Raw genomic sequence first — 20,389 nt, 5'->3', positions numbered from 1 at the left:
TCCTCCACCCACCGAATTGCGGCTTCGGAGAGCGGTCACCATGAGAGTACGCAACGCAGGCCCGTGCGCGCGAGTGGCGCCACCAGATGTCACCTCTTGGCCACGTTGTCGATCAGATGGTCGGTCGGGTGAGAGCCACCGGTAGTGGTTCTCCAGGCGCGTCGAGGCGCCGTCCCCTTCCCCCTCGCCGGTACCGATAACGGCACCAGTTCTGTTCAGGCTGCTGGCGCCGCCGCTCATCCGGTGGCCACGCAGGGCGCGTTGGCGCTGTCCCCGGCTCCTGTGCAGGTGCCGGGTCGACGTCGCGGTTGCCCGCGTGGCCCTCAGCGGGCTCGTCGTCGTACGGGTCCGTGCACGGTGTCCTACCGGCTGGTGGCTGCGCGCTGCGGGGCGCGGGTGCTGCGCGCGCCGGGGTGGCTGCGCACGGTGCGAGCCCACCCAGCAGTGGCGGGGCTGCGCGCGGACCGGGCGCGCACCGTGCTCGAGGTGGCCGAGGTGCTGGCGTTGACGGCGCGGGCGGACTCCACCGCCGCTCCCACGTGGCCAGCGCTGGTGGAGGCGAGCGGGTACTCCCGGGCGACGGTGGCGCGGGTGCTGGCGTGGCTGCACACCCAGCGGCTGCTGGTGACGTTGGAGAACGGCTCCACTGAGCAGTTCCGTCCTCAGCCTCGTCCGCGTCGGGATCGTCCGGCTCCCGTGCCGGTGGAAGGCAACCGCGCGGCGGTGTACCTGCTGACTGAGCCCCTACCCGATCCCGTCCCTGAACGTGCCCAGCAGGCGGGCGACGTGGAGCAGGCTCGCCAGAGCTACCAGGACCAGGGTGGGCACTACCGCCCCACCGCGACACCCGACCAGGGATCAGCGCAGGTCAACACCCCCCAAGCCACCGTTCACAGACTTGAGACCCCCCCGCACCTCTCCCGTAGGGAGAGTGTGAAGAACAACCCCGCACGCGCGGGCGCGCGTAGGTCAAGCGCCGCAGATCCGTGGTCGACCAGGTCAAACAGAACCGTGACAGCTCCCGGGTCTGCGGCGGGAAGAGCAGCCCTGACGCCGGGGGGTGGGTCGCAGGTCGCCGGCACTTTCTGCTCCGGCACCCACTCGGATGCCGCCACGGCTGGAGACCCTGGCCGGCAGCCGACTGAGCAGGTCACCAAAGGCCAGCGCCGCGCGGCGCTGCTGGCGGTGGCCGAGCAGTTGCGAACCCGGGCGCTGGACCTGCGTCCGCTGTCGGTGGCGGCGGTGGCCTCGGTGATCCGCGACCAGGTCGCCCAGGGCTGGGGGGTGGAGGACTTCGTGTGGGCCATCGACCACACCCCCGACGGCAAGGCCCGCACCTACACCGCCGGACCCCAACCGTCCTCAGCACCGTTGTCGATGGCGTCGTCGATGCCTTCCTCGGTGGTCGACGTCGACCACGCCGATCGCAGCGCCGCCGAACGGCGCCGTCGGGGCGTGGTGGTCGACGGGGGCGCACGGCCGGCACGGGCGGTGGCCTACCCCGCGGCGTGGCTGCGCTGGCGCCTGGCGCCCTGGCGAGGGCTGGCGGGGCCGGTAGTCGCCAGCCGCGCCGCTGCCGCGCAGCGCTCGGCGGCCGCCGCTGCTGCTACTGCGGCCCGGCGTGCCGAGCAGGCCGCGGCCACGGCGGCCTCGGTGCCGCCGCCGGTGGTGCTGGCCGAGGCGCGGGCGGCGCTGAGGGCTCGTTGGGGGCGGGGAAGCGGCCCGGGCGCAGCGGGCAGGTCTGGTGCGTGAACTCGCCCGGGCCGGGAGCGTGGCAGCACAGCGGCACCCGGCCCCGGGCGGGAGCACGGCCCCGTGCGCCAGGGCCGGGGGCTCGGTGGTGCCCGTGGCGGACCAGCGTGAGCGGCGCCGGGTCCTCCCCCCTCCGGGCCTTGCGGACCCGGAGGCGGGGAACGGGTGCTCTCACTCGATCAGTTGGTGGCCGCCGACCAGAACGGCGCCGGCGGTGACTAGGCCCGCGATGACGGCGGTCGCCAGGACAGGAGTCGCCACGAAGGTGAGCACCCCCACGAGGCAGCCGAGGGTGACGGCGACGAACAGCAGCAGGACGGTGCGCTGGGTGAACGGTGCAGGGCGGGCGGGGGTGGGCTGGGGGGTGGTCATGATCGTGATCTCCGGTTCTGCGAGGTGTGCTGGGGTGAGGGTTGGGGGAGCGTCGGGCTCGGCGTGGGATGTCGTACGCGTTCCAGTCATGCAGGGCCTCCAAGCGGTTTCGGGTTGGTGCGGGGGCGTCATCGGCAGGGTCCGGGACGGGTCGTACCGGACCCCGTCGCTGGTCTCACCGTCGTTGCGATGTCCAGTCACCCCGGCGCTGATGCACGGGGGCTGGCGGGCAGTGCGACCTCGGCGAGGTGGTCCGGAACGGGGTGGTGCCGGTGCTGGGGGCAGGGCCATGGCAGGTCTCCAGGACGTGAGGATGGACGTGGACCAGCCCACCGGCGGTGGGCTGGAAGGGCCAGGACTTGAACTAACGGCGGCGCTATTCGGTGCGCTAATGCCGCCTGGAACAGATGAGCGGGGCGGACAGTGCGCGAGTGGAGCTGGTTGCGTCCACTGCTGCGGCCCTGCCGGTGACAAGAGGTTCGCCATCCGCGGCGAAGGAGTGTTAACGGCGGCGCTGGGTCGTGGTGGTTGGGCCCGTGGCGGGGTGCGGGGGTAGGTGTCCGGGCTGCGGTCGGCGGGGGTGCCGACGGCGCCTGGCGGCGCGTCGAGCACCCAGCGCCGTCCTTCGCCCTGGCTCGCGTCGCGCCCGGCGCTGGGGCGCCGGTCGTCTCGAACCTGCGGTTCGAGCTGATGGGCGCTGGGCGCCCATCAGGGGTTCCAGCCCGCCCACCCGCCGGCCTAGGGTGTCGGTACCAGCGTGGGAGAGCGAGATATGGCATTGCGCTTCGCTTATGCCTTCTCGTCCCGAGCTCGCTGCGCTCGCCCCGGGAGTACCGGCCCTACGGGCCGGTCGGGACGGCCCTTGAGGGCCGCCCGGAAGGGCGGGGCGCGTAGGCGGTACGGCGACAGAGCGGAGGGGTCGGCGATGGTGCGGGGCACCCCGGGGGTGACGCGGAAGCGGACGATCTCGGTGCGGGTCTCGGATGCGGAGTGGGCAGCGTGGGAAGCCCGCCGTGACGCATCGGGCCGGGCGGAGATGGGCGCGTGGGTGCGCGCGGTGGTCTTGGACGCTGAAGGACTGGGGACTGCGGGGGTGGCGGGGTCGCGGGCTGGTGACGTCCCGGTGGTGCCGGCGGTGAACGCGGCGGCGTATGAGGCGCTGGTGGGGGCGGCGAACAACCTCAACCAGCTGACGCGGTACTCCCACCAGAACGAGGCGTTGGCGCCGGGGGTGGGTGAGGCGGTGGCTGCGGTGGTGGCGGCGGCGCGGGCGGTGCGGGGCCGGCGGGTCTTTGAGCCCGCCGAGCCCGTCGAGGAGCCGGTCGAGCCCGCCGGTCAGCCTGACGAGCCGGTGGATCCGTGGGTCAGCCGCCCCCGGCGCCGCGTTGAGCCCTTCGCTGAGGCTGACCTCGGCGCGGTCATTGACGGTGGCGCTGACGACGGCTCTGGGGTTCCTGTGTCCTCAGCTGTGTCTGCTGATGGGTCTTCTTCGGCGGCTGAGGAGGACCGGCGGCCGGCGGGCTGGGAGGCGATGAGCTTGCGCGAGCGGGCGCAGTGGCTGCAGCGGTGAGGCAGAGGGTGAGGCGGGGATGATCCCGCGGATCACGCGGGGGTCCTCAGCTCGGGCGGCGCTGGCCTACGACTTCGGCCCGGGGCGGCGTGAGGAGCACGTGGACGCTCGCACCGTGGCCGGCAACGTGCCCGGGGGCTGGCAGGACCAGGCGGTGATGATCGATGAGACCGTCGCTGCCCGCCCGGGAGTGGTCAAGGGGATCTGGCGCACCAGCTTGCGCGCAGCGCCGCAGGACCGGGTGCTCCCCGATGCCGAGTGGGGACGCATCGCCACCGGCTACGTGGCCGCGATGGGGTTGACCGAGCACCCGTGGACGGCGACCCGCCATGGGGAGGACCACATCCACCTGACGGTCTCGCGGGTGTCCTGGTCGGGCACGGTCGCCTCGCTGTCGCATGACTTCGCCAAGGCCCAGAGCGCCTGCCGCAGCATCGAGGTCGCCCATCAGCTGGTGGATGCCTCGACCCGGTATGACCGGGCGCGCCCGCAGATCAGCCACGGGGAACGCGAACGCGCGCAGCGCCTGGCCACTCAGGCCGTCGTGGGCGGTTCGTCGCACTCCACGCAGCCGCTGGCCGGCAGTGAGCGGGAACGGCTGCGGGAGCTTGTGGGGACTGCGACCGAGCTGGCCGCCGCCAGCGGGAAGGGCCGGGAAGGGTTCGAGGAGCACCTGGGCCGTTCGGGGGTGCTGTTCCGGGCCAACGTGGCCTCCACCGGGCGGGTGTCGGGGTACTCCTACGGCCTGGCTGGTCACGTGGATGCCGGCGGGACGCAGGTGTTCTTCAAGGGCTCCCAGCTGGGCAAGGACTACACCTGGGCGGCGACCAGCGCTCTACTGACCCAGTCCGGGGAGCAACTGTCGGGCAAGCCCGCCATCGGTGCGGCTCTGCAGGTAGGGCAGGGACCTGCGCCTAAGCCAGCGCGAGAGCCAGCGCGAGAGCCAGGACAGACGCCGGCTCAGAACCCGGCTCACGGGCTGGGGGAGCAGTCCCACCGCGAACGCCTCCTGGTCGAGCACCACGCGGTGGTGGCCCAGCGTCAACAGCTCACCCGCGACCGCATCACCGCCCAGAGTTCCCACCGCGGTGCGCTTTCGGCGCTGGGGGCAGCAGGACGAGCCCTGGAGGTGGCTAGCCGCTCTCACCGGGAGGCGAGCGCGGAGTGGCACCAGCTGGCGCGCGAGGTTGAGCGCACTGCGGTCGCGGTCGCCACAGCGATCGCGGCCGGACAGGAGCTGTCGGCGGTGCGGCGAGCCCGTGAGCAGCTGGCCGCACCGTGGGCGGTGCTCGGGGGACGGCCCACCGCCGCAGCGCAACGTGCCGCGGCCGTGCTCGAGGCGCAGCGCGCCCAGGAGAACGCGCAGGCGCGGGAGGTGGCGGGGCGGGCGCGGATGACCCACGCCGAGGGTGCCCTGGGAGCGGCTCGTCAGCAGGTCACCGCTGCCCAGGCCGAAGCCGACCGCACCGGGCAGGTCGCCGCGCAGGCTGCGGTGCGTGAGCAGCGAGCAACCGGTCAGCTCACCGCCTGGGAGGTCGAGCAGGCACAGCATGCGCCGCCGTCACCGCTGCAACAGGCACTGGACCGCGCCCGCGGCCACCACCCCGGGGCAGGTCAGCCGGGTCCTTGGCGCCAACCTCCAGGGCCATCCCGAGGAACACGGCCCAGCCGCTGAACCCTGCTTGCAACATGTCGACTTGTAAACATGCACGTCGGGGCACCGTTTAGCCACTCGGTGTGTCGACTTGTAAACATTCTTACTAGCAAGCAAGTATGACTGCATGCAGATCGTGGCATTCGCCAACCAGAAGGGCGGCGTTGGGAAGACCTCCACCGTCGTCGGCATCGCCGGGGCTCTGGACCGCCTAGGCCAGCGCGTGTTGTGCGTCGACATGGACCCGCAGGCTGACCTGTCGATCTGGCTCGGCATCGACATCGACGACGGCGAGCTGCGCACCGTCAACGACGCGATCTTCGCCAATACCCCCGGCGCAGCCGGTGAGGCGGTCTACAAGGCCGCATGGGGTGAACAGCTGTATTGCGTGCCCAGCGTCCTGGACCTCGCCGACCGCGAGAACGACGGCGTCATCGCCGGCGCCTTCCGACTGTCAACGGTGCTGCAGGGACTGGGCGACCGTTTCGACGTCGTCCTTATCGACTGCCCCCCCAGCGTGGGACGACTGGTCGAGCTGGCGCTGGTCGCCGCCACGCACTTGGTCGTGGTCACCGAGCCGGCCGCCGCGTCTCTACGCGGCGTCGCCCGGGTGCTGAACACCATGGAGGTCGTCCAGCGCCACTACAACCACGGGCTGCAGCTAGCCGGCATCGTCATCAACGCCGAGAAGCGCACCAGTGAGGCTGCCCTGCGCATCCGTGAGGTCCGCGACACGTACGCCGATGCCGTCTGGTCCCCCGTCGTCCCCTCGCGCGCAGTTGTGGCAGCCGCCGCGGGCTCCCTCGCCCCCGTCAGCGCCTATGGCTCCGACGGCCGCGACGTCACCGCGGTCCACGACGCCTTCGCCCGCAAGGTCGTTGACCTGGCGGTGATGGCCTGATGGCGCGACCCCAGCCCCGACCCTCTTTGGCGAAGGCCCCCACCAAAGAGCATCCGCTCGCTCCTGCGCAGACTCCTGGCGAGCCCGTCGGAACCGCGCCGATCAAGGGCGGCGAGCAGACGAGCACGCTGCCAGCAGCGGGACGTCGAGTGTCCACCGCTGCTGCCTCGCCGGGGGACGCCTCGAGTCCTGTAGCAGCAGGGCCTGTACTGACGATGTTCGCCACGCGTCTCGATGCCGACCTACGACGGCAGGTGAAGATCCATGCGGCGCAGCAGAACCAGACGATCCAGGAGGTGACGGAGGCGGCTCTGCGCGCCTACCTAGCGGAGCGTCTACATGGCTGACATGACAGCAAGTCAGCATGCAAGGTTGTAAACATACAGATGAGTGGCTTTAAGGTGCTTCTGGCTGACGACAGGGCCCCGGCTCATCCCCCATAGGTCCGCCCTCCACTGACCGCTACGCCGTGGCGCTCCATCCTGTGCGGCGTCAGCCGGCCGACTCGCCGCCCCAGATCACGCCCTTCGCCGGAGGACCGGTTCGACACCCCACGGCATCCACCGGGTGCGCTGCCGCATCAACGATGAGCGGAGCGCAGTGGCGGTCGCCCGATGACGCAACGCCTACCAGTCGAAACGACACGGTTACAACGCTCACTTGTATACATGTAAGTAGCCAAGCAAGTCAGCATGTAAACATGCTGCTTGACAGCGTCAAAGACCTTGCTGGGGCCGGCGGTCGACCTTTCGCGAGTGCGTCATGAAGTCCTCGGCAGAGTCGAAGGTGACGCCCTCCCGCGCGCGAGAGAGGCGTCGTCCTCCAGCCAGCTCCGACTGTCGGTGGGCCCTGGCATCCTGCCCGCCACCGGCACGCTGCCGGCGCGCCATCTACGAACTGAGGAGTCATGGCTATGGCTACCAACAGGAACGTCGTCCCCAACCCCGAGGGCGGCTGGGACGTCACCGGCGCCGGCAAGCGCGCGTCGGCTCACACCGACACCCAGGCGCAGGCCATCGATCGCGCAAAGACCATTGTGGGCAACCAGGGTGGCGGCGAGGTAAGCATTAGCGGCCGCGACGGCAAGATCCGCGCCAAGGACACCGTCGCGCCCGGCAACGACCCTCGCAACATCCCGGGCTGACCCTTACGAAGGAATATCTGCCACCGGCGTCGTCCTGCCCGGCACCCAGCATCATGGCGACCCTGGGCGCCGGGCAGGAACGCGCACCTCAACGACGTCGGTTGCGGCGGCTCTCGCTCAGGGGATCTCCCACGCCGGGGGGAGTGCCAGGTCCCACAAGGCCGCGACAGATTGCACCGCCGCCCGGTCTTCGGGGTCATCTGCAGTGAAGGCCCGGACGTCCTCGACGGTGACTGGTGCGTGGTCGTAGAGAGCCCAGCAGTCCTCAGAGTCGTCATGCCGGCTGAGGTAGTGGATGCCGTCCGGGCGCTCCTCGCGGTCACGCAGTGCCAATGAGGCGGCGCGGGTGAGGTCGCGGCCCAGCTCGCTGGACAGGCGGATTGCGGCTCCGTCCAGGTGGGGACGCCGGGCGCTGGCCGCGCCAGCAGGGAGCAGCGCCGTTCGGGCTTCCTGGCTGTCCAGCAGCGCCTGTACTCCCGGCTCCTGGTCTAGTGCTGCTTGTAGGGCAGCATCACCGATGGAGACCAGGCGCAGATCAGGTCCGGTGATGGTCGCGACACGGCGGCCACTCAGGTAATCCGCCAGAGCCTGCCAAGGCTCCACCTCAGGGGCCGGCGCTGGCTGCTCGTCGTCATCCACCACGGCGGCCTCCCGCTCCAGGGCCTGCTCGTCCTCTTGGCGCAGCCAGTCCAGGGATTCCAGGAGGCAGGCGCGAAGTGTGGTCGCGGCGTAGCGCATGACGTAGCGATCTTGACTGCTGCGCGGGCGGGGATCATCGAAACGGTTGGGTCCCGGGCCGTCACCGAGCTCAGGCAGAGCAGCAGGGTCGCGGTGCAGGCGCACCACGCCACTGTCTGGTAGGCGCCATGGGGTGGGTTCCGGCCGGGTGGTGGGCGACCTCATGCGCTCAGGAGCGCCTCGAGGGCAGCGACCAGTCGCGGCTCAGCCTTGGAAGGGACCTCATCGGCTAGCACTAGTAGGGGCGCGCGGTCTTCTAGTACCGGGTTGCTGCCTCGTAGGAAGGCAGCGGCCACTGCTGGACCGAAGGCGTCATTGACCGCGTAGGTGAGTCGGAAGAGCACCTGCAGGCGATGCTCAGCGTCCGCGGCCTTGATGAGCCCACCGCGAGCCCAGCTGCCCAGGGTGCGGGTGTCCTTCAGTCCAAGGCAAGCCGCCGCTAGCCGGCCGCCCAGGACCTGCTGGACGAAGGCTGCCTGCTCATCAGGGGGCGTGCGCACCGACGCCTTGTGTGCTGCCTCGAGCAGGTCCTGCACTGATCGGGCCTCCGAAGCAGGACTCCCCAAGTGGCTCAGGCCGGTCATCCCTGGTTTTCCTCTTCCTAGTGGTGTACTTGACCCTACAAGATGAGCGCATCTGTGGCGCGTTTGACCCTGCATCTAGGGTATCGGCGCCGTTCCGCTGCACTAGAAGGGGCGTTCGAGCGATGGCCAAGGGGAACGCGAACCGGCATGTGGTGGCCAACCCCAACGGTGGGTGGGATGTGAAGAAGCCTGGAAGCTCCAAGGCGGGTGCCCATGCCGACACCCAGGCTGATGCGATCGCCCGAGCGCGAACCATCGTGAGCAACAACGGTGGCGGTGAGGTGCGCATCCATGGACGCGATGGGCGCATCCGCGACTCTGACACCATCGCGCCGGGCAACGATCCGCTGCCGCCCCGGGATAAGCGCTGAGTGGTGCCAGCATGATTAATGGGCCAAGTGCCCTGGGTGGGTAGCGATCACCACGTTGCGCGCACGCGACGCAGCCGCGCGCTGTCAGGGCCGGTGGCTTCGCGCCGGCGGTCGGTCATCTGGGGCGGATGGAGGTGTGAGCTCCGGCGGCCGCCGTGGTGGCGGCCGCCGGAGGTGGTGCTCAGGAGGTCGGGTCGACCGCGTTGCTCATCGGGACGTAGGCCAGCGGCCCCCCGCTGACGGCCGCCGACCGCCTACCCAGCAGCTGGCGGGTCAGGTCCTGGTAGTCCGCCTCCACTGATGCGTCCTTGAGCTCATACGTCTCCGGCGACCCCAACGCGCCCACCCGCCCGGCGAGACGAGCTTGGAAGCGGTGGCGGACCTCACGGTGGGCACCCTTGGTCGACGTCGCCGGGATGTCGACGGTCATGGTCTCGGCCAGGCCGTCGATGCGGAGCACGGTGACGATGAAGCCGCTGCGCGAGACCGGGAGGATGCCGGCCTCGACGATGGCCGACGCGTTCGCGCGCCACCACATGCTGTTTGCCGGTAGCACCTCGGCATCGGTCAGGGATGCGGAGTCGCCCATCATGCTGCGGTGCTGGTCCCAGGCTGGCGTGGGCGACGCGTCCGCCTGGCGGAGGATCGGGAGGGGCGTCACCGCGCGGATGTAGGGCTCCTGGGACAGGAAGAGGATGCGCTGCAGATGGCGGTCGGGGAGGTACCCCGAGGACTCCAGAGCCCTGACCGCGTTCAGGGACAGGCGCAGCAGGTCAGCGGTGCGCTGGCGGCTGAGGTCGGTGGTGGGCGCGTCGCCGTCGGTGGCCACGAGCTCGATCTTCGGTGCGGACATGGTGCTTCCCTTCTTGGAGCGGCCCGGACTCTCTTCGCCAAGCCCGTCCATGTTCGCGGAGAACGCCCTTCCTTCCTTACCCCCCTAGGATGCTCTTTTCGTGCCCCAGAGTCAAGCCCCCATCGAACGGTCTTTCCGCTCCGTGATGGCGCCCTAGGGCTGGCGGCAGGTGTCTCCCTAGCGACCGTTCACGGTGCGCACGCGCGCACGATCACCACGGTGCGCACGCGCGCACGATCACCACGGTGCGCACGCGCGCACGATCACCACGGTGCGCACGCGCGCACGATCACCACGGTGCGCACGCGCGCACGATCACCACGGTGCGCACGCGCGCACGATCACCACGGTGTGTGCTGGCCAGCACTCAGGTGAGTGCGGCCACCAATGCTGCTGCCAGCATGGCTACGGCGGTGACTTGCAGGCTTCCGGCGATGCGTACCGCGATGCCCTTGGTGCGGTTGCCCTTTCGCAGGGGACCCAGCTCTACGAGCACATAGCGCGCCAAGACCTTCGAGGTCTGCTCGCGTGACTGGGCGCGTCCGGCCGTGCCGTGGAAGCCCACCAGGGTGGAGAGGTCGGCGGCGCGTGTTCCGTGGGGCCAGTACGCGACCAGGCCGGCGACGGTGGCCAGTACGAAGCCGGCGGCTGCGGTGATCACCAGCCAGCGCAGTGGCGCACCCAGGGTCGCCGGGGTGGTCTTGGTCAGGGTGACCACGGCGACGGCGGCTGAGGTGATGGCGGTGTTGACGGTGACGATGGCCTGGGCGCGGCTGTCCAGGCTGGAGCGGCGGGCGTACTCGCGGGTGAGCTGGTCGTTGAAGAACGCGAGCAGCAGGTCGCCGTTGGTCTCAGCGGCCGTCGATGAAGGTGGCCTTGTTCTCTCCCGGCGGCTGGCTCGCCTGAACATGCTCGGTGCCTTCAGGGGTCTCACCTCCTGTGGAGACCACCACGGTGAACCCGGGGGGCGGGTCGGCCTCGCCCTGGCCTGACTGCGTGTTCTCGCTCATGCCGGTTGCTCCTGTCGACGTGGGTGTACCCATCGTGGCTGTCGGCACCGACATCGCGTGAGCATCAGTGTCCAAGCCCTCTCGTTCAATGACCGCTGGCCGGAGGTGAAGCCGGGGCGAGCGTCGCAGCCACTCGGGTGGCCCTCGCCTGCTGGTGCCGCGCATCAAACGTCACCGTTGATCCAGAAGGCGCCTATGCGCTGGAACCCATGGCGCTGTCACCAAGTCCGGTACGTGTGGGTCTGGTGGAGGGGGTCGGCTACCTGGGACACGGGTGCCGCGGCGGCGCGCACGTCGCTGGTGTGCGCAGTCCGAAACCTTGATGCGACAGCTTAAGACCCCTGGGAGTTGATCCCATATGTAGTGGTCGCTACCGCGCTTACCCGGCAGATGTACTCGTGATGAGTCGTATCTGCAGGTTTTGGGGGGTACCAGTTGGTACGGTGTGGTCTGCACCACACAAACGTCGAGCCCCGTCTCGACGTTGCGGGACGGGGCTCGAGCTGCTTGCAGGCAGTTGGACTCTAGTACTCGCCGACTCGCTGTAGCGCCATCGCTGCGGCCGTGTGTGCTGCGCTCGGCTACAACAGTTGGAGTCCCGCTGTGCACGCCAGTCCGCACCTGAGTCACGTCACCGACCACTACGGCATCCCCACCAGCCCCCCGGTGCCGTTCCTGGACGTCGACGTCGTCGATGACAAGCCGATGTTCATCGACCCGCACGCCGTCCGGCTCTCCGGCGGTCCCCAGCCCTTCGCCGCGCAGGCGGTGCAGTGCCTGGAGACCTTCTTCCACGAGGTCACCGCCTGCGTGGTGAGCCAGCGTCAGTCCGACCAGGCCCGAGGGCTCGCGCTGCTGCAGCGCTTCGAGGAGCCCTGGGAGACGCGCCTGGGGCTCGCCGCGGCGGGCTTCCACGGCCACGGCGGCGCCGACGATGTCGGGACCTGGATCTGGAACGCCCTCAGCGGTGACCTGCAGGCACTGCTGCGGGTGGGCCTGCTGACCCAGGTCGAGGACATCCCGCTCTTCGTCGAGGGGGTCGGGGTGGACATCACCTCCGACCTGACCACCCGCATCATCTACCAGCCGCTGGCTGACTTCACCGCCGCCATGGTCGCTCAGTACCCCCAGTTCACCGCCGGGGCTCACACCACGCGCAGGGTCGACAAGCAGGTGTGGGACCCCAGCGCCAAGGCGTGGGTCATGGCGCAGGTCGAGCTGCCTGTCGCCGCTGGCGGGGAGCTCCTCCTGGTGCCCAAGGATTGGGCTCGCCCTTCCCTGCTGCTGAACGCCACCCGGTTCTACGAGACTTCTGTGCTCTCTCACGTGCAGCTCGAGCGCGCGTCCAGGACCGCGCAGGGTCGCCTCCTCAAGCCCAGGAAGGAGGACCTGAAGGGCCAGGAGGACCTCGCGCGTGGCCGCGAAACGATCCTGGAGGTGGTTATGCGCGCCTACAGGGACCAGATCAACGTCCTGAGGGACTTCAAGACCTTCGTCGACGCCAAGTACGAGCCCCTGGACGAGCAGGACATCGCGCGCAAGCTCGCCTAGGCGACCTCCCGGGGTCCAGCAGGCCACCACGGCTCGTGGTGGCCTGCTGGATCCCGTCTGGTGCATGCGTCTGCGTCGATTCGTGTCGAGCAGCCGTCTCAGGAGATCAGACCCGCCAGGGCGTAGGTGGGGTGGCGGTCAAGGTGGTGGCGGGCTCGGTCGTAACGCCGGGTGGTGCGGGGGTCGGCGTGCCCGGCGGCGTCCTGCACATCGCGCAGGGAGGCGCCGGCGTCCAGGGACAGGGTGACGAAGGTGTGCCGCAGGTCGTGTGGGTGGATCGAGGCCGCCTTGTCGGGGACGGCGTCGCGGGCCAGGCGGCGCAGCAGGCGCCAGATGGCGTGCCGGTCCATGCCCGCCCCAGTGCGGGTGACCAACAGCGGTCCATGGGTGCGTCCGGCTAGGTAGGCATCCACCGCGGTGGCGGTGCGGGGAGCCAGCGGTACCCGCGCGGTGCGTCCGCCCTTGCGCGTGATGACCAGCACCTGGTGGCCGCGTTCGGTGCCCAGGTGTTCGGCGCGGGCGCCGGCGACCTCAGAGACGCGCAGTCCGTTGAGCCCCAGTAGAAGCACAGCAGCCAGGGAGCGTGGCCCGTCAGCCTCGGCGGCGCTGATCAGTGCGGACAGCTCGGCGCGGTCCAGCCCAGTGGAGGTGGTGTGCTCACCGACCTTCGGTCGACGCACCCGGGCGGCGGGGGAGCGCTCGAGGTGGCCCTCCTCGACGGCGTAGGCGTAGAAGCCGGCCAGGGCTGCCAGGCGCCGGGCGATGGTCGCCGGGGACATCCCGCAGGCGGCCAGGTCGGTGGCGTAGGCGTCCACGTGCGCGCGGGTGAGCTGCAGCGGGTCGACGGCGAAGCCCGTTGCTGGGGTCAGAGCCGCGGTCCAGGTCAGGTAATGGCGCAGGTCGCCGGCGTAGGCGGCGCGGGTGGTGCCGGTGTAGGCCAGTAGGAAGCCGGCCACGGTGGCGTAGGCAGGACCGCTGAGCGCCGGCAGCTCACCGGAGGCAGCTGGTCCAGCCAGCACGCCAGGTGTACTCACCGCTGCCGTCAGTGCTTCACCATGAATCACCGCTGCGGTTGGGGTTCCACGCGAGGCCTCCGTGAGGGAGTCCCTCACTTCAGCAGCGCCAAGATCCCGATGACGGTGGAGCTGACCAAGGTGAGCACTCCCACCAGCGCGGCGAGTTCAGGGGTCAGCCACTTGCGATGGGCCACCGGCTGACGGACCAGGCGAGTCCCGGCGAAGGCACGGTGCAGCCTGCGCATCAGCCACCCGAAGACCAGAACCTGCAGCGCGCACATCGCCACGGTGCCGGTCCAGCCGTCGCGGTCGAAGACGCCGGCGGCCTCCTCGGGATTGGCCGACCAGATGTAGGCCAGCAACACGACAGCCATCAGGGCCAGCAGGGTGTCCACGGCAAAGACGCCGGTCCCGGCCATGAACGCCCGCCACCGTGCCCGCTGCGGTCGCAGGGACTCCAGGTGGTCCAGGCAGGCACCGAGCGCGGCCTGGGCGGCGCCGGCGCTTTCCAGGGTCAGGCTGGGCAGGCGGGAGCGGGTGACCAGCTCGCCGCGCACCCGAGAGTCGTCGGGGTAGGTCCAGTCCAGGGCCAGCGTGCGCACGTCCTCGGGGTCTCCGATGCGGTGCAGCTGGTGGGCGGCTAGATGGCGGCTGCCGCCGTTGGCCCAGGTGAGCTCCACCATCTGCGGGGCGCCGGGATTGAGGCCGGCGGCCAGGTGGTCCAAGGCGGTGCTGACCTCTTCGAGGGTGAACAGGTTGTGCGGAGTGCGCCGGCGCTGCGGTGGTGCGGGGGCGGTGATGACCTGCCGCGGGATGGGTGGCACGGGCGCAGGGGGTGGTGGCGCGGTAGCCCTGACGGGGGCCGGGGGCATCACTTCTGGCGCGACGTCACCCCGAGGAGTCACTGCCGATGGAGTAGGAGGCCCAGGGGCCCTCCGACGTGAGACAGCTGCTGCGGCCGCCTCGGAACGACGACGCGGCCTGGGGTTCTCACCTGGTGATGCGGGTGGCGGGTCACCGGCGTCCATGAAGGGACGGTAGCGGCCGCGTCCCTCCGTCGACACCATAACGGTCATTACGGTGTTGAATTTGGCAGTTGCTCCGGCGGCAACTTCGGCGATGACGGCGAGGAGCTGTGTCCGATTTGAGCCGTCTCCGTACTCACATCTGACTGCTTGCGCCACTCCGATCCGCAGTAGCGCTGCTACACGAAGCGGCTCTCGCGGTCCACGTCACGAAGTCGCCAACTGCTCGAGCGCATCATCCGCCAGTCTGATGTTTTGTGATCACGCGAGTGCTTCCATCGTCCTGCCTCAGAAACCCGACGTTGCAACTCGTGCGCTTGGGCGATGAAGCCATGGGGAGAGGCATCGCATTGGCGACCAGTTTTGGTGCAATTTCAACCAAGAGACATTCCGTCGTCAGGGTACTGCCCTTCTGGACTAGAACTCACAGAAGCGAGGTGGGCGCATGTGGATCAAGCGAATCGCGGCATTCTTGGCCATTTTTACCGGCGCAGCTGTTCTAGGCGCAGGCGTTGCGTACGCCTCCGTTTCCAGCAACACCACGGTCTTTGGGCCCGTCAACGGCTACTCGTACGCCCACTACTCGACCTTCGATAACTCGAAGTCCCGCCCCTACGGAATTATGACCACCTATGAGAGGAACGGCAAGAAGTGGCCGTCAAACTGGGTCTCGCAGCGAACTGAAATCTTGAAAAACAACGCTGTTTGCAGTGCCGGTAATGACGTCCAAGCGCCCTCCACGAGTTCTTACACGGGTGGGGCGAACTTCAACTCCTACTGCGGAAGCGGTCTCTACTCGGCGCGTGGCGTGAGTGGTGTCTACAACGGAGGCGGAACGTCCTACTACTACGCCGGCGCGACGCAGCAGTTCCCCTACTGACGGGAGTCCGAACCATGCACTCGACCAAGAAGATCGCCCTTGTAGCAGCCCTGGGAGGGCTCCTCTTTGGGGGCTCCCTCACTGCAGCGACCGCCAGTCAGACAGCGGCGCCCACCTTTGAAGAGAACGATAGTGGCGAGACCTTTGGATCCATTGCCAATATCGCATCACCCGCCGTTGCGCCGGACCTTATCCTCGTCTACGCCAACAACGGGGCACTGGGCTATGTCCTGCGTTCTGACTACTACCCGACAACTCCTTTGAAGGACACTCCAACGGCGCAGCTGCCTGTCGGGACCAGCCTGGCGCGTACTATCCCCGTCTACGCCGAAGATGGCGAAACGGTGATCGGTGACTTTACCCTTGATGCAGTCACACCCATCAGTCAGACAAAGTAGTTTCTCATCCGTATGGCGGGGGTCGGCATCAAAAAGCGGGCCCCCGCCCTACTGATTCTTGGAGAATCCGGGTCTCTGACCGTCTTGCTATTCTCCGGGACGCTGAGTCATGACATCGAAAGAGCCAATGACCGTGGTTCCATCCGATGCGTACACATGAATCTGGATTGCCCGCAGCGGCAGGTGACTCTGGTGCTCAAGGTCCGCCGGTGATGACGGAGAACCCTTCGCCGCCTCAAACTCACTCTTCCGGTAGTAACCCTGCTCCCCATTGGTGGCTACAGCAGCAACTAGATCAGGTTCGGTCCCATCGTCCTTGACAGCGCCGTACGTCTCTCCTCGCGCATTGACACCGAAGTCCGTCGGCGTTCGCTTCACCCATGTCAGCTCAAGACCCCAACGCATTCCATCTGGGGCATCAAACTTTAGCGGACTGCCGTCTGTCGGAATGTCAACTGTCTGGAAAGCTGGGCGGTTTTTGGTTCCGGCGACGGGAGCGTCGCAAGTCATGCTGGCGCCGTTGGGCCACATGACGGTACCCGGGTCGATGCAGGTCATGGTGATAGAAGCACCGTTTGTGCCCTGCGGTGCTCCTGAAGTCGAAATGCTGGTCGACCCTTCTTGAATCGTCTGCGATCCCGGCGCAAGATTTTGGTCACGGTCTAGGCCTGGGAGCCACCCGGTGGAGACCAATCCTGTGGCGACTGCGACGCCTCCTCCAGTGATGGCCAGGGCAAGGGCAGCGCCGCCGGAAAGTAGAAGCGGCCTCCAGCGTCGGCGCGCGCGAGACTTCGCATCGCTGCGAACCGTGTCGACTAAGGCCATGCGAAGACTTGCAGCGTACCGATCGTCGAGCTTAGGACCGTCCATCACTCTTCTCCTCGGTGGCTAGAGATCGCCTGCGGTGACTCATATTCATTCGGATTTTTTGCGTACTCAAGATTGAGTATGGATTTTCTCGGTGCACTGCGCTCAAAGGCGGCCCTGAGGCGCTTCTTTGCTCTATGCATCCGCGTTTTCGCAGCTTGCGGGGTTGTATCCAAAAGGTCGGCCGCTTCGGCAAGGGAATATTCCTCGAGGACAACAAGCGTCACAAGGCGAAGATCCGCTGCATTGAGCTGCGCAAGGGCCTTCGCCCACGGGCCATCGATGGCACTCCAGCCATCTGATGCTCCCTGCCCTCCTCGACCCAAATCGCTCTCATGCAGCTTTGCTTCCAAGTTCTCAGGAAACATGCGCACACGGTCGAGAAAAGCGCGATGTCGACGTAAGCCTCGATGATGATTGCGAGCAAGGTTCGCGGTGGTCACCAAGAGCCATGGCAGGACCGAGCCCGACACCAACCGAACGTCTTGGCGCCGACGCCAAAGTTCCAAAAAAGCGCCGGCAGTCAAGTCTTCAGCATCATCGCGCTGGGCGGTCAAGCGATGAGCGTGCCGATACACGTGTGCGTGGTGCCGATCAAAAAGCAGCCCAAAGGCATAGCCGTCTCCGCGCAGGCTGCACGCCCAGGGCTCGGTGTCGTCGATGCCATCCACACCTTGAAGTGTCCGCAGGAGGTCTGAAGGTTTCACTCCACCGCTGCCACTTGTGCACCGCGTCCTGCCCGAAGGGTGGGACTCCCCGATACGGCACGCCCAGGACCGTGAGACGTGTCCGATCCCTCGCCTCGGGGGACAGACATAGGCGCGGCATGCCAGCGTGCGCAGGAACACGGTGCCTTGAGGCGACTGCACTAGGCAGCGCGGTGTCGCGACTGGCTCATCAGCCTGCATGTCTTGAGGGCACCGTCCACGAGACGCCCGGCGCCGCCGCCCGATCCCCGGGCGTGTCCCGTCTCATGGCCCGTGCCCGCAACCAACGTCGCAGCAGCGACGTCTACGAGACAGCCCCCACGGCGAGCCCGCAGGCTCAGGACCATGGCCACCACCGCGTCGACCACGACCCCGTCCTCGATGTCGACCAGCACCCGGGTCGGCTACGCCCGGGTCTCCACCCGCGAGCAGAACCCCGACGCCCAGCACGACGCCCTGACCGCCGACGGCTGCACCAAGGTCTTCACCGACCACGCCTCCGGCACCCTGGCCCACCGCCCGGCACTGGACGAGGCGCTGGGCTACCTGCGCGCCGGGGACACCCTGGTGGTCACCAAGCTGGACCGCCTGGGCCGGTCGGTGAAGAACCTCAAGGACACCGCCGAGCAGCTGGACGCCGCCGGGGTGGGCCTGCGGGCGATCTCCCAGGGCATCAACACCACCACCCCCGGGGGCCGGCTGTTCTTCCACATGCTGGCCGCCATCGCCGAGTTCGAGCACGACCTGGTGGTGGAGCGCACCCGCGAGGGCCTGGCCGCCGCGCGAGCCCGCGGCCGCCGCGGCGGGGGCGTGGTGAAGATGACCGCGACCAAGGCCGCCCAGGCGCGGCTGATGTACGACGCCGGCGGCCACACCGTCGCCCAGATCGCGGCGACGTTCGGGGTCAGCCGCGCCACCATCTACCGCCACCTAGCCCCTTAAGGCTGAATGCCATAGAGAGGCGAGGAGTGCTTCTACTAGAGCCATGAGACGGGTAAGATCAAAGCATGAGCGATCGGGCGAAGCGGATCACCGCATCGGGCATCATTGCAGTCCTGCTACTGGCCGCAGTCATCTCATACATTGCAACTTGGAATGCCATTAGCAACTTGCCCGCGTTGTTTGGTGGCCTCGCTTTTGCTGTCTTCATTATCGCTTATGCAACTGGTTGGGCAAGGAAGTCAACCAGGTAAGTCTTAGGCCTAGTGATCGAAGGGGCACTCACTGCCCGAGTGGGGCGTCAAGCTTTGGCGCCTCTTTGATGCTCAGGAAAGCGGATTGCACAGAAGTGTGTAAACGCCCCTGGTCACCAGGTAGATCGTGACAGAGTTGTCCGAAGCCTGGCACAGCTGTACCGCTCCTGCTCCCGTGGCCAGTGCTACGGAGACGGTGCCAGCAGCCGGGCCTCCACCTAGGGCGACCGCGATGAGGGCGGCTCCGCCGGACCCCGTCCACAGTCCACCGATCACCTTGTTGGCCAGGTAGGCATCCAAGTGGATCTCGTACCCGTACCAGTGGCTCTTGATGTAGCCGTGCCGCCCCGAGGTGGTGACCTTAGATTCGAACAGCGGGGGGGCGTCGACAGCGACAGCGCTTGACGTCATGACCTGCTTCTGCTGGGAAATTCCGGCATTGGTGGCTGCAATGTTCTTTTGGAGCGTCGCCAGGTCAAGAGAGGGCACCTTCGCCAGCACCGACTGAGGGGCAGTGATCCTATAACCGGTTGACGAGAACTCGATGTAGTTGTTCAGAGCGCTGAGGGGGCTCGAGGACGGCAGTCTCTCCGCCTTGGGAATTGCCTTCCATGAGGATGATGCCAGGGTTGACGAGGTCCCCTGGATGGCCTGCGCAGAAGCCGCCGGCTGCGGGGCAGCTACGGCGCTCTCCATGCCGATGGCCGAAAAACAGAGCGCGGCGCTCACGAGAACAGAAAGCGCAGATCGAGTCTTCATTGAGGCGCACTCCAGCTGTCTAGAGATTCTTGGGAAGGCGGCACCACTAGACGCCTTTCGGTGCGCCAGTGATCACGGGAGGACAGTAGCGAAGGCGATCGCTCCGCAGGAAACTTGCCAAGTAAAGGGTTGGCAAAATTTGCCCGAGAAAGTCGCGGTAAGAACCCATTTAATTTCATGCTTTTTAAGATTCTGGCGTGCTACAGTGCAGGAAAATTCGTCAAAATTTCAACTTATTAGGTCTGGAGCGGCGCGCAGCGAAGGCAGCGGTGACCAAGGCTGCCCAGGTGCGCCTGATGCACGACGTCGGCGGCCTCACCGTCGCCCGGATCGCGGACAGGTTCGGGGGCAGCCGCGCCACGATCTACCGGCACCTGACCACCGCATCAAGACTTCCGCCATGAGCACCGAACCTGCCTCTACGGCCCAGCTCCATGACCCCGGCGAGCGCTCGCCCGCGGCTCTGCTGGCGCAGCTGCAGCGGCAGATCGCTGAGGCCACGGTTGCTGTTGCCATCGCCGAGGGACGCGACCCCGTCGAGGCCATGAAGACCTCCGCGGTGGAGGAGTTGCTGGCCGAGCGGGCCGCCGAAGCAGCCGCCGAGGAGGAGGCCGACGCCGCGTCCTTCCCGGTCATGATTCAGGAGAAGTTCCTGGCCTACCTGGTGCAGTTGCACCGCCGGGCCATCGAGCGGGAGAACGTCGAGGCCGAGAGGGACAACCCGACGACGTGACCGCTGGTGACCGCTAGTAGAGGTGGCGGGACGCAGCGTGTGCCCTGGCCCCGCCGCAGCCCGCACCGGGTCGCTATGGTCAGCACCGCACCACCTACGACTCGGCCCTCGCGGACGAGCACCGGGGGGTGCGCGGTCCGCGAGGGCCGGAAAGCCGGAACCCGCCAGCGCTACCAACGCTGACGGGCTCCTCCACCCACCGAATTGCGGCTTCGGAGAGCGGTCACCATGAGAGTACGCAACGCAGGCCCGTGCGCGCGAGTGGCGCCACCAGATGTCACCTCTTGGCCACGTTGTCGATCAGATGGTCG

At 68.0% G+C, this 20,389-nt stretch carries 22 protein-coding genes; 12 read left to right on the top strand and 10 right to left on the bottom strand.

Annotated features, from left to right (window positions below; all coding sequences use genetic code 11):
- Window positions 1–362: 362 nt before the first annotated feature.
- Window positions 363–647 carry a hypothetical protein gene (locus tag FMM08_RS22440; protein ID WP_147928585.1) on the bottom strand — a complete coding sequence of 95 codons (285 nt, stop codon included), beginning with the start codon at window positions 645–647 and terminating at the stop codon, window positions 363–365.
- A 538-nt stretch (window positions 648–1,185) separates the two neighbouring features.
- Here FMM08_RS22440 and FMM08_RS22435 point away from each other — a divergent pair.
- Complete coding sequence (locus FMM08_RS22435; RefSeq protein WP_147928584.1) at window positions 1,186–1,752, top strand: hypothetical protein; 567 nt, start codon at window positions 1,186–1,188, stop codon at window positions 1,750–1,752.
- Window positions 1,753–1,923: 171 nt separating this feature from the next.
- Here FMM08_RS22435 and FMM08_RS22430 read toward each other — a convergent pair whose 3' ends face one another.
- A complete protein-coding gene (locus FMM08_RS22430) occupies window positions 1,924–2,124 on the bottom strand; it encodes a hypothetical protein (RefSeq protein WP_147928583.1) in 201 nt (66 codons plus the stop codon).
- 925 nt (window positions 2,125–3,049) lie between these two features.
- On the opposite strand from FMM08_RS22430, the gene FMM08_RS22425 reads away from it, so the two are divergent.
- From FMM08_RS22425 to FMM08_RS22410, 4 genes are all read left to right on the top strand, one after another.
- Entirely contained in the window at window positions 3,050–3,694 is a 645-nt protein-coding gene (locus FMM08_RS22425) for a plasmid mobilization relaxosome protein MobC (protein WP_147928582.1), read from the top strand.
- Between the two features lie 19 nt (window positions 3,695–3,713).
- The gene (locus FMM08_RS22420) at window positions 3,714–5,369 is read left to right on the top strand and encodes a relaxase/mobilization nuclease domain-containing protein (RefSeq protein WP_439653581.1); all 1,656 of its coding nucleotides are present in this window, start codon (window positions 3,714–3,716) and stop codon (window positions 5,367–5,369) included.
- 106 nt (window positions 5,370–5,475) lie between these two features.
- The gene (locus FMM08_RS22415; protein WP_147928580.1) at window positions 5,476–6,249 is read left to right on the top strand and encodes a ParA family protein; all 774 of its coding nucleotides are present in this window, start codon (window positions 5,476–5,478) and stop codon (window positions 6,247–6,249) included.
- Window positions 6,250–7,162: 913 nt separating this feature from the next.
- On the top strand, window positions 7,163–7,393 hold the full coding sequence (locus FMM08_RS22410; RefSeq protein ID WP_255472700.1) for a DUF2188 domain-containing protein: 231 nt from the start codon (window positions 7,163–7,165) through the stop codon (window positions 7,391–7,393).
- Between the two features lie 117 nt (window positions 7,394–7,510).
- Here the strand turns inward: FMM08_RS22410 and FMM08_RS22405 are convergent, their stop codons facing one another.
- Window positions 7,511–8,296, bottom strand: a complete 786-nt coding sequence (locus FMM08_RS22405; protein WP_147928578.1) for an RES domain-containing protein — start codon at window positions 8,294–8,296, stop codon at window positions 7,511–7,513.
- 541 nt (window positions 8,297–8,837) lie between these two features.
- Here FMM08_RS22405 and FMM08_RS22400 point away from each other — a divergent pair.
- A complete protein-coding gene (locus FMM08_RS22400) occupies window positions 8,838–9,086 on the top strand; it encodes a DUF2188 domain-containing protein (RefSeq protein ID WP_147928577.1) in 249 nt (82 codons plus the stop codon).
- A 181-nt stretch (window positions 9,087–9,267) separates the two neighbouring features.
- Here FMM08_RS22400 and FMM08_RS22395 read toward each other — a convergent pair whose 3' ends face one another.
- The 3 genes from FMM08_RS22395 to FMM08_RS23250 form a co-directional block, all read right to left on the bottom strand.
- Complete coding sequence (locus tag FMM08_RS22395; RefSeq protein ID WP_147928576.1) at window positions 9,268–9,915, bottom strand: hypothetical protein; 648 nt, start codon at window positions 9,913–9,915, stop codon at window positions 9,268–9,270.
- A gap of 391 nt (window positions 9,916–10,306) precedes the next feature.
- Complete coding sequence (locus FMM08_RS22390; RefSeq protein WP_147928575.1) at window positions 10,307–10,849, bottom strand: hypothetical protein; 543 nt, start codon at window positions 10,847–10,849, stop codon at window positions 10,307–10,309.
- Window positions 10,791–10,949, bottom strand: a complete 159-nt coding sequence (locus FMM08_RS23250; RefSeq protein ID WP_187279941.1) for a hypothetical protein — start codon at window positions 10,947–10,949, stop codon at window positions 10,791–10,793. Before FMM08_RS23250 ends, FMM08_RS22390 begins: the two co-directional genes overlap by 59 nt.
- A 603-nt stretch (window positions 10,950–11,552) precedes the next feature.
- On the opposite strand from FMM08_RS23250, the gene FMM08_RS22385 reads away from it, so the two are divergent.
- Window positions 11,553–12,500 carry a DUF8370 family protein gene (locus tag FMM08_RS22385; RefSeq protein ID WP_147928574.1) on the top strand — a complete coding sequence of 316 codons (948 nt, stop codon included), beginning with the start codon at window positions 11,553–11,555 and terminating at the stop codon, window positions 12,498–12,500.
- 98 nt (window positions 12,501–12,598) lie between these two features.
- Here FMM08_RS22385 and FMM08_RS22380 read toward each other — a convergent pair whose 3' ends face one another.
- Together FMM08_RS22380 and FMM08_RS22375 are read right to left on the bottom strand one after the other, a co-directional pair.
- Complete coding sequence (locus FMM08_RS22380) at window positions 12,599–13,519, bottom strand: tyrosine-type recombinase/integrase (protein ID WP_222711098.1); 921 nt, start codon at window positions 13,517–13,519, stop codon at window positions 12,599–12,601.
- Between the two features lie 89 nt (window positions 13,520–13,608).
- Window positions 13,609–14,340 carry a hypothetical protein gene (locus tag FMM08_RS22375; protein WP_147928572.1) on the bottom strand — a complete coding sequence of 244 codons (732 nt, stop codon included), beginning with the start codon at window positions 14,338–14,340 and terminating at the stop codon, window positions 13,609–13,611.
- 646 nt (window positions 14,341–14,986) lie between these two features.
- Between FMM08_RS22375 and FMM08_RS22370 the strand changes: the two genes are divergently transcribed.
- Both FMM08_RS22370 and FMM08_RS22365 read left to right on the top strand, forming a co-directional pair.
- Entirely contained in the window at window positions 14,987–15,421 is a 435-nt protein-coding gene (locus FMM08_RS22370; RefSeq protein WP_147928571.1) for a hypothetical protein, read from the top strand.
- 14 nt (window positions 15,422–15,435) lie between these two features.
- Window positions 15,436–15,819, top strand: coding sequence for a hypothetical protein (locus FMM08_RS22365; protein ID WP_147928570.1), 384 nt, complete (start codon window positions 15,436–15,438; stop codon window positions 15,817–15,819).
- A gap of 869 nt (window positions 15,820–16,688) precedes the next feature.
- Here FMM08_RS22365 and FMM08_RS22360 read toward each other — a convergent pair.
- Window positions 16,689–17,357, bottom strand: a complete 669-nt coding sequence (locus tag FMM08_RS22360; RefSeq protein WP_222711097.1) for an RNA polymerase sigma factor — start codon at window positions 17,355–17,357, stop codon at window positions 16,689–16,691.
- Window positions 17,358–17,738: 381 nt separating this feature from the next.
- Here FMM08_RS22360 and FMM08_RS22355 point away from each other — a divergent pair, with 381 nt between their 5' ends.
- Window positions 17,739–18,335 carry a recombinase family protein gene (locus FMM08_RS22355; RefSeq protein ID WP_255472699.1) on the top strand — a complete coding sequence of 199 codons (597 nt, stop codon included), beginning with the start codon at window positions 17,739–17,741 and terminating at the stop codon, window positions 18,333–18,335.
- 323 nt (window positions 18,336–18,658) lie between these two features.
- Here FMM08_RS22355 and FMM08_RS22350 read toward each other — a convergent pair whose 3' ends face one another.
- Window positions 18,659–19,315 carry a hypothetical protein gene (locus tag FMM08_RS22350; protein WP_147928568.1) on the bottom strand — a complete coding sequence of 219 codons (657 nt, stop codon included), beginning with the start codon at window positions 19,313–19,315 and terminating at the stop codon, window positions 18,659–18,661.
- 299 nt (window positions 19,316–19,614) lie between these two features.
- On the opposite strand from FMM08_RS22350, the gene FMM08_RS22345 reads away from it, so the two are divergent.
- Window positions 19,615–19,749, top strand: a complete 135-nt coding sequence (locus tag FMM08_RS22345; protein ID WP_222711096.1) for a helix-turn-helix domain-containing protein — start codon at window positions 19,615–19,617, stop codon at window positions 19,747–19,749.
- Window positions 19,746–20,078 carry a hypothetical protein gene (locus FMM08_RS22340; protein WP_147928567.1) on the top strand — a complete coding sequence of 111 codons (333 nt, stop codon included), beginning with the start codon at window positions 19,746–19,748 and terminating at the stop codon, window positions 20,076–20,078. The genes FMM08_RS22345 and FMM08_RS22340 overlap by 4 nt, the downstream gene beginning before the upstream one ends.
- Window positions 20,079–20,389: the final 311 nt, after the last annotated feature.

This window comes from Quadrisphaera setariae (assembly GCF_008041935.1).
In the GTDB taxonomy this organism is placed as follows: Bacteria; Actinomycetota; Actinomycetes; order Actinomycetales; family Quadrisphaeraceae; genus Quadrisphaera; species Quadrisphaera setariae.
The sequence above is the reverse complement of the archived record's forward strand: the minus strand, read 5'-3'. Positions and strand labels throughout refer to the sequence as shown.

Excerpts from the sequence above, each read along its gene's own strand:
- FMM08_RS22430 (WP_147928583.1), bottom strand. The coding sequence starts at position 2,124 with ATGACCACCCCCCAGCCCACCCCCGCCCGCCCTGCACCGTTCACCCAG.
- FMM08_RS22425 (WP_147928582.1), top strand. The coding sequence starts at position 3,050 with ATGGTGCGGGGCACCCCGGGGGTGACGCGGAAGCGGACGATCTCGGTG.
- FMM08_RS22420 (WP_439653581.1), top strand. The coding sequence starts at position 3,714 with ATGATCCCGCGGATCACGCGGGGGTCCTCAGCTCGGGCGGCGCTGGCC.
- FMM08_RS22415 (WP_147928580.1), top strand. The coding sequence starts at position 5,476 with ATGCAGATCGTGGCATTCGCCAACCAGAAGGGCGGCGTTGGGAAGACC.
- FMM08_RS22410 (WP_255472700.1), top strand. The coding sequence starts at position 7,163 with ATGGCTACCAACAGGAACGTCGTCCCCAACCCCGAGGGCGGCTGGGAC.
- FMM08_RS22405 (WP_147928578.1), bottom strand. The coding sequence starts at position 8,296 with ATGAGGTCGCCCACCACCCGGCCGGAACCCACCCCATGGCGCCTACCA.
- FMM08_RS22400 (WP_147928577.1), top strand. The coding sequence starts at position 8,838 with ATGGCCAAGGGGAACGCGAACCGGCATGTGGTGGCCAACCCCAACGGT.
- FMM08_RS22390 (WP_147928575.1), bottom strand. The coding sequence starts at position 10,849 with ATGTTCAGGCGAGCCAGCCGCCGGGAGAGAACAAGGCCACCTTCATCG.
- FMM08_RS23250 (WP_187279941.1), bottom strand. The coding sequence starts at position 10,949 with ATGAGCGAGAACACGCAGTCAGGCCAGGGCGAGGCCGACCCGCCCCCC.
- FMM08_RS22370 (WP_147928571.1), top strand. The coding sequence starts at position 14,987 with ATGTGGATCAAGCGAATCGCGGCATTCTTGGCCATTTTTACCGGCGCA.
- FMM08_RS22365 (WP_147928570.1), top strand. The coding sequence starts at position 15,436 with ATGCACTCGACCAAGAAGATCGCCCTTGTAGCAGCCCTGGGAGGGCTC.
- FMM08_RS22355 (WP_255472699.1), top strand. The coding sequence starts at position 17,739 with ATGGCCACCACCGCGTCGACCACGACCCCGTCCTCGATGTCGACCAGC.
- FMM08_RS22340 (WP_147928567.1), top strand. The coding sequence starts at position 19,746 with ATGAGCACCGAACCTGCCTCTACGGCCCAGCTCCATGACCCCGGCGAG.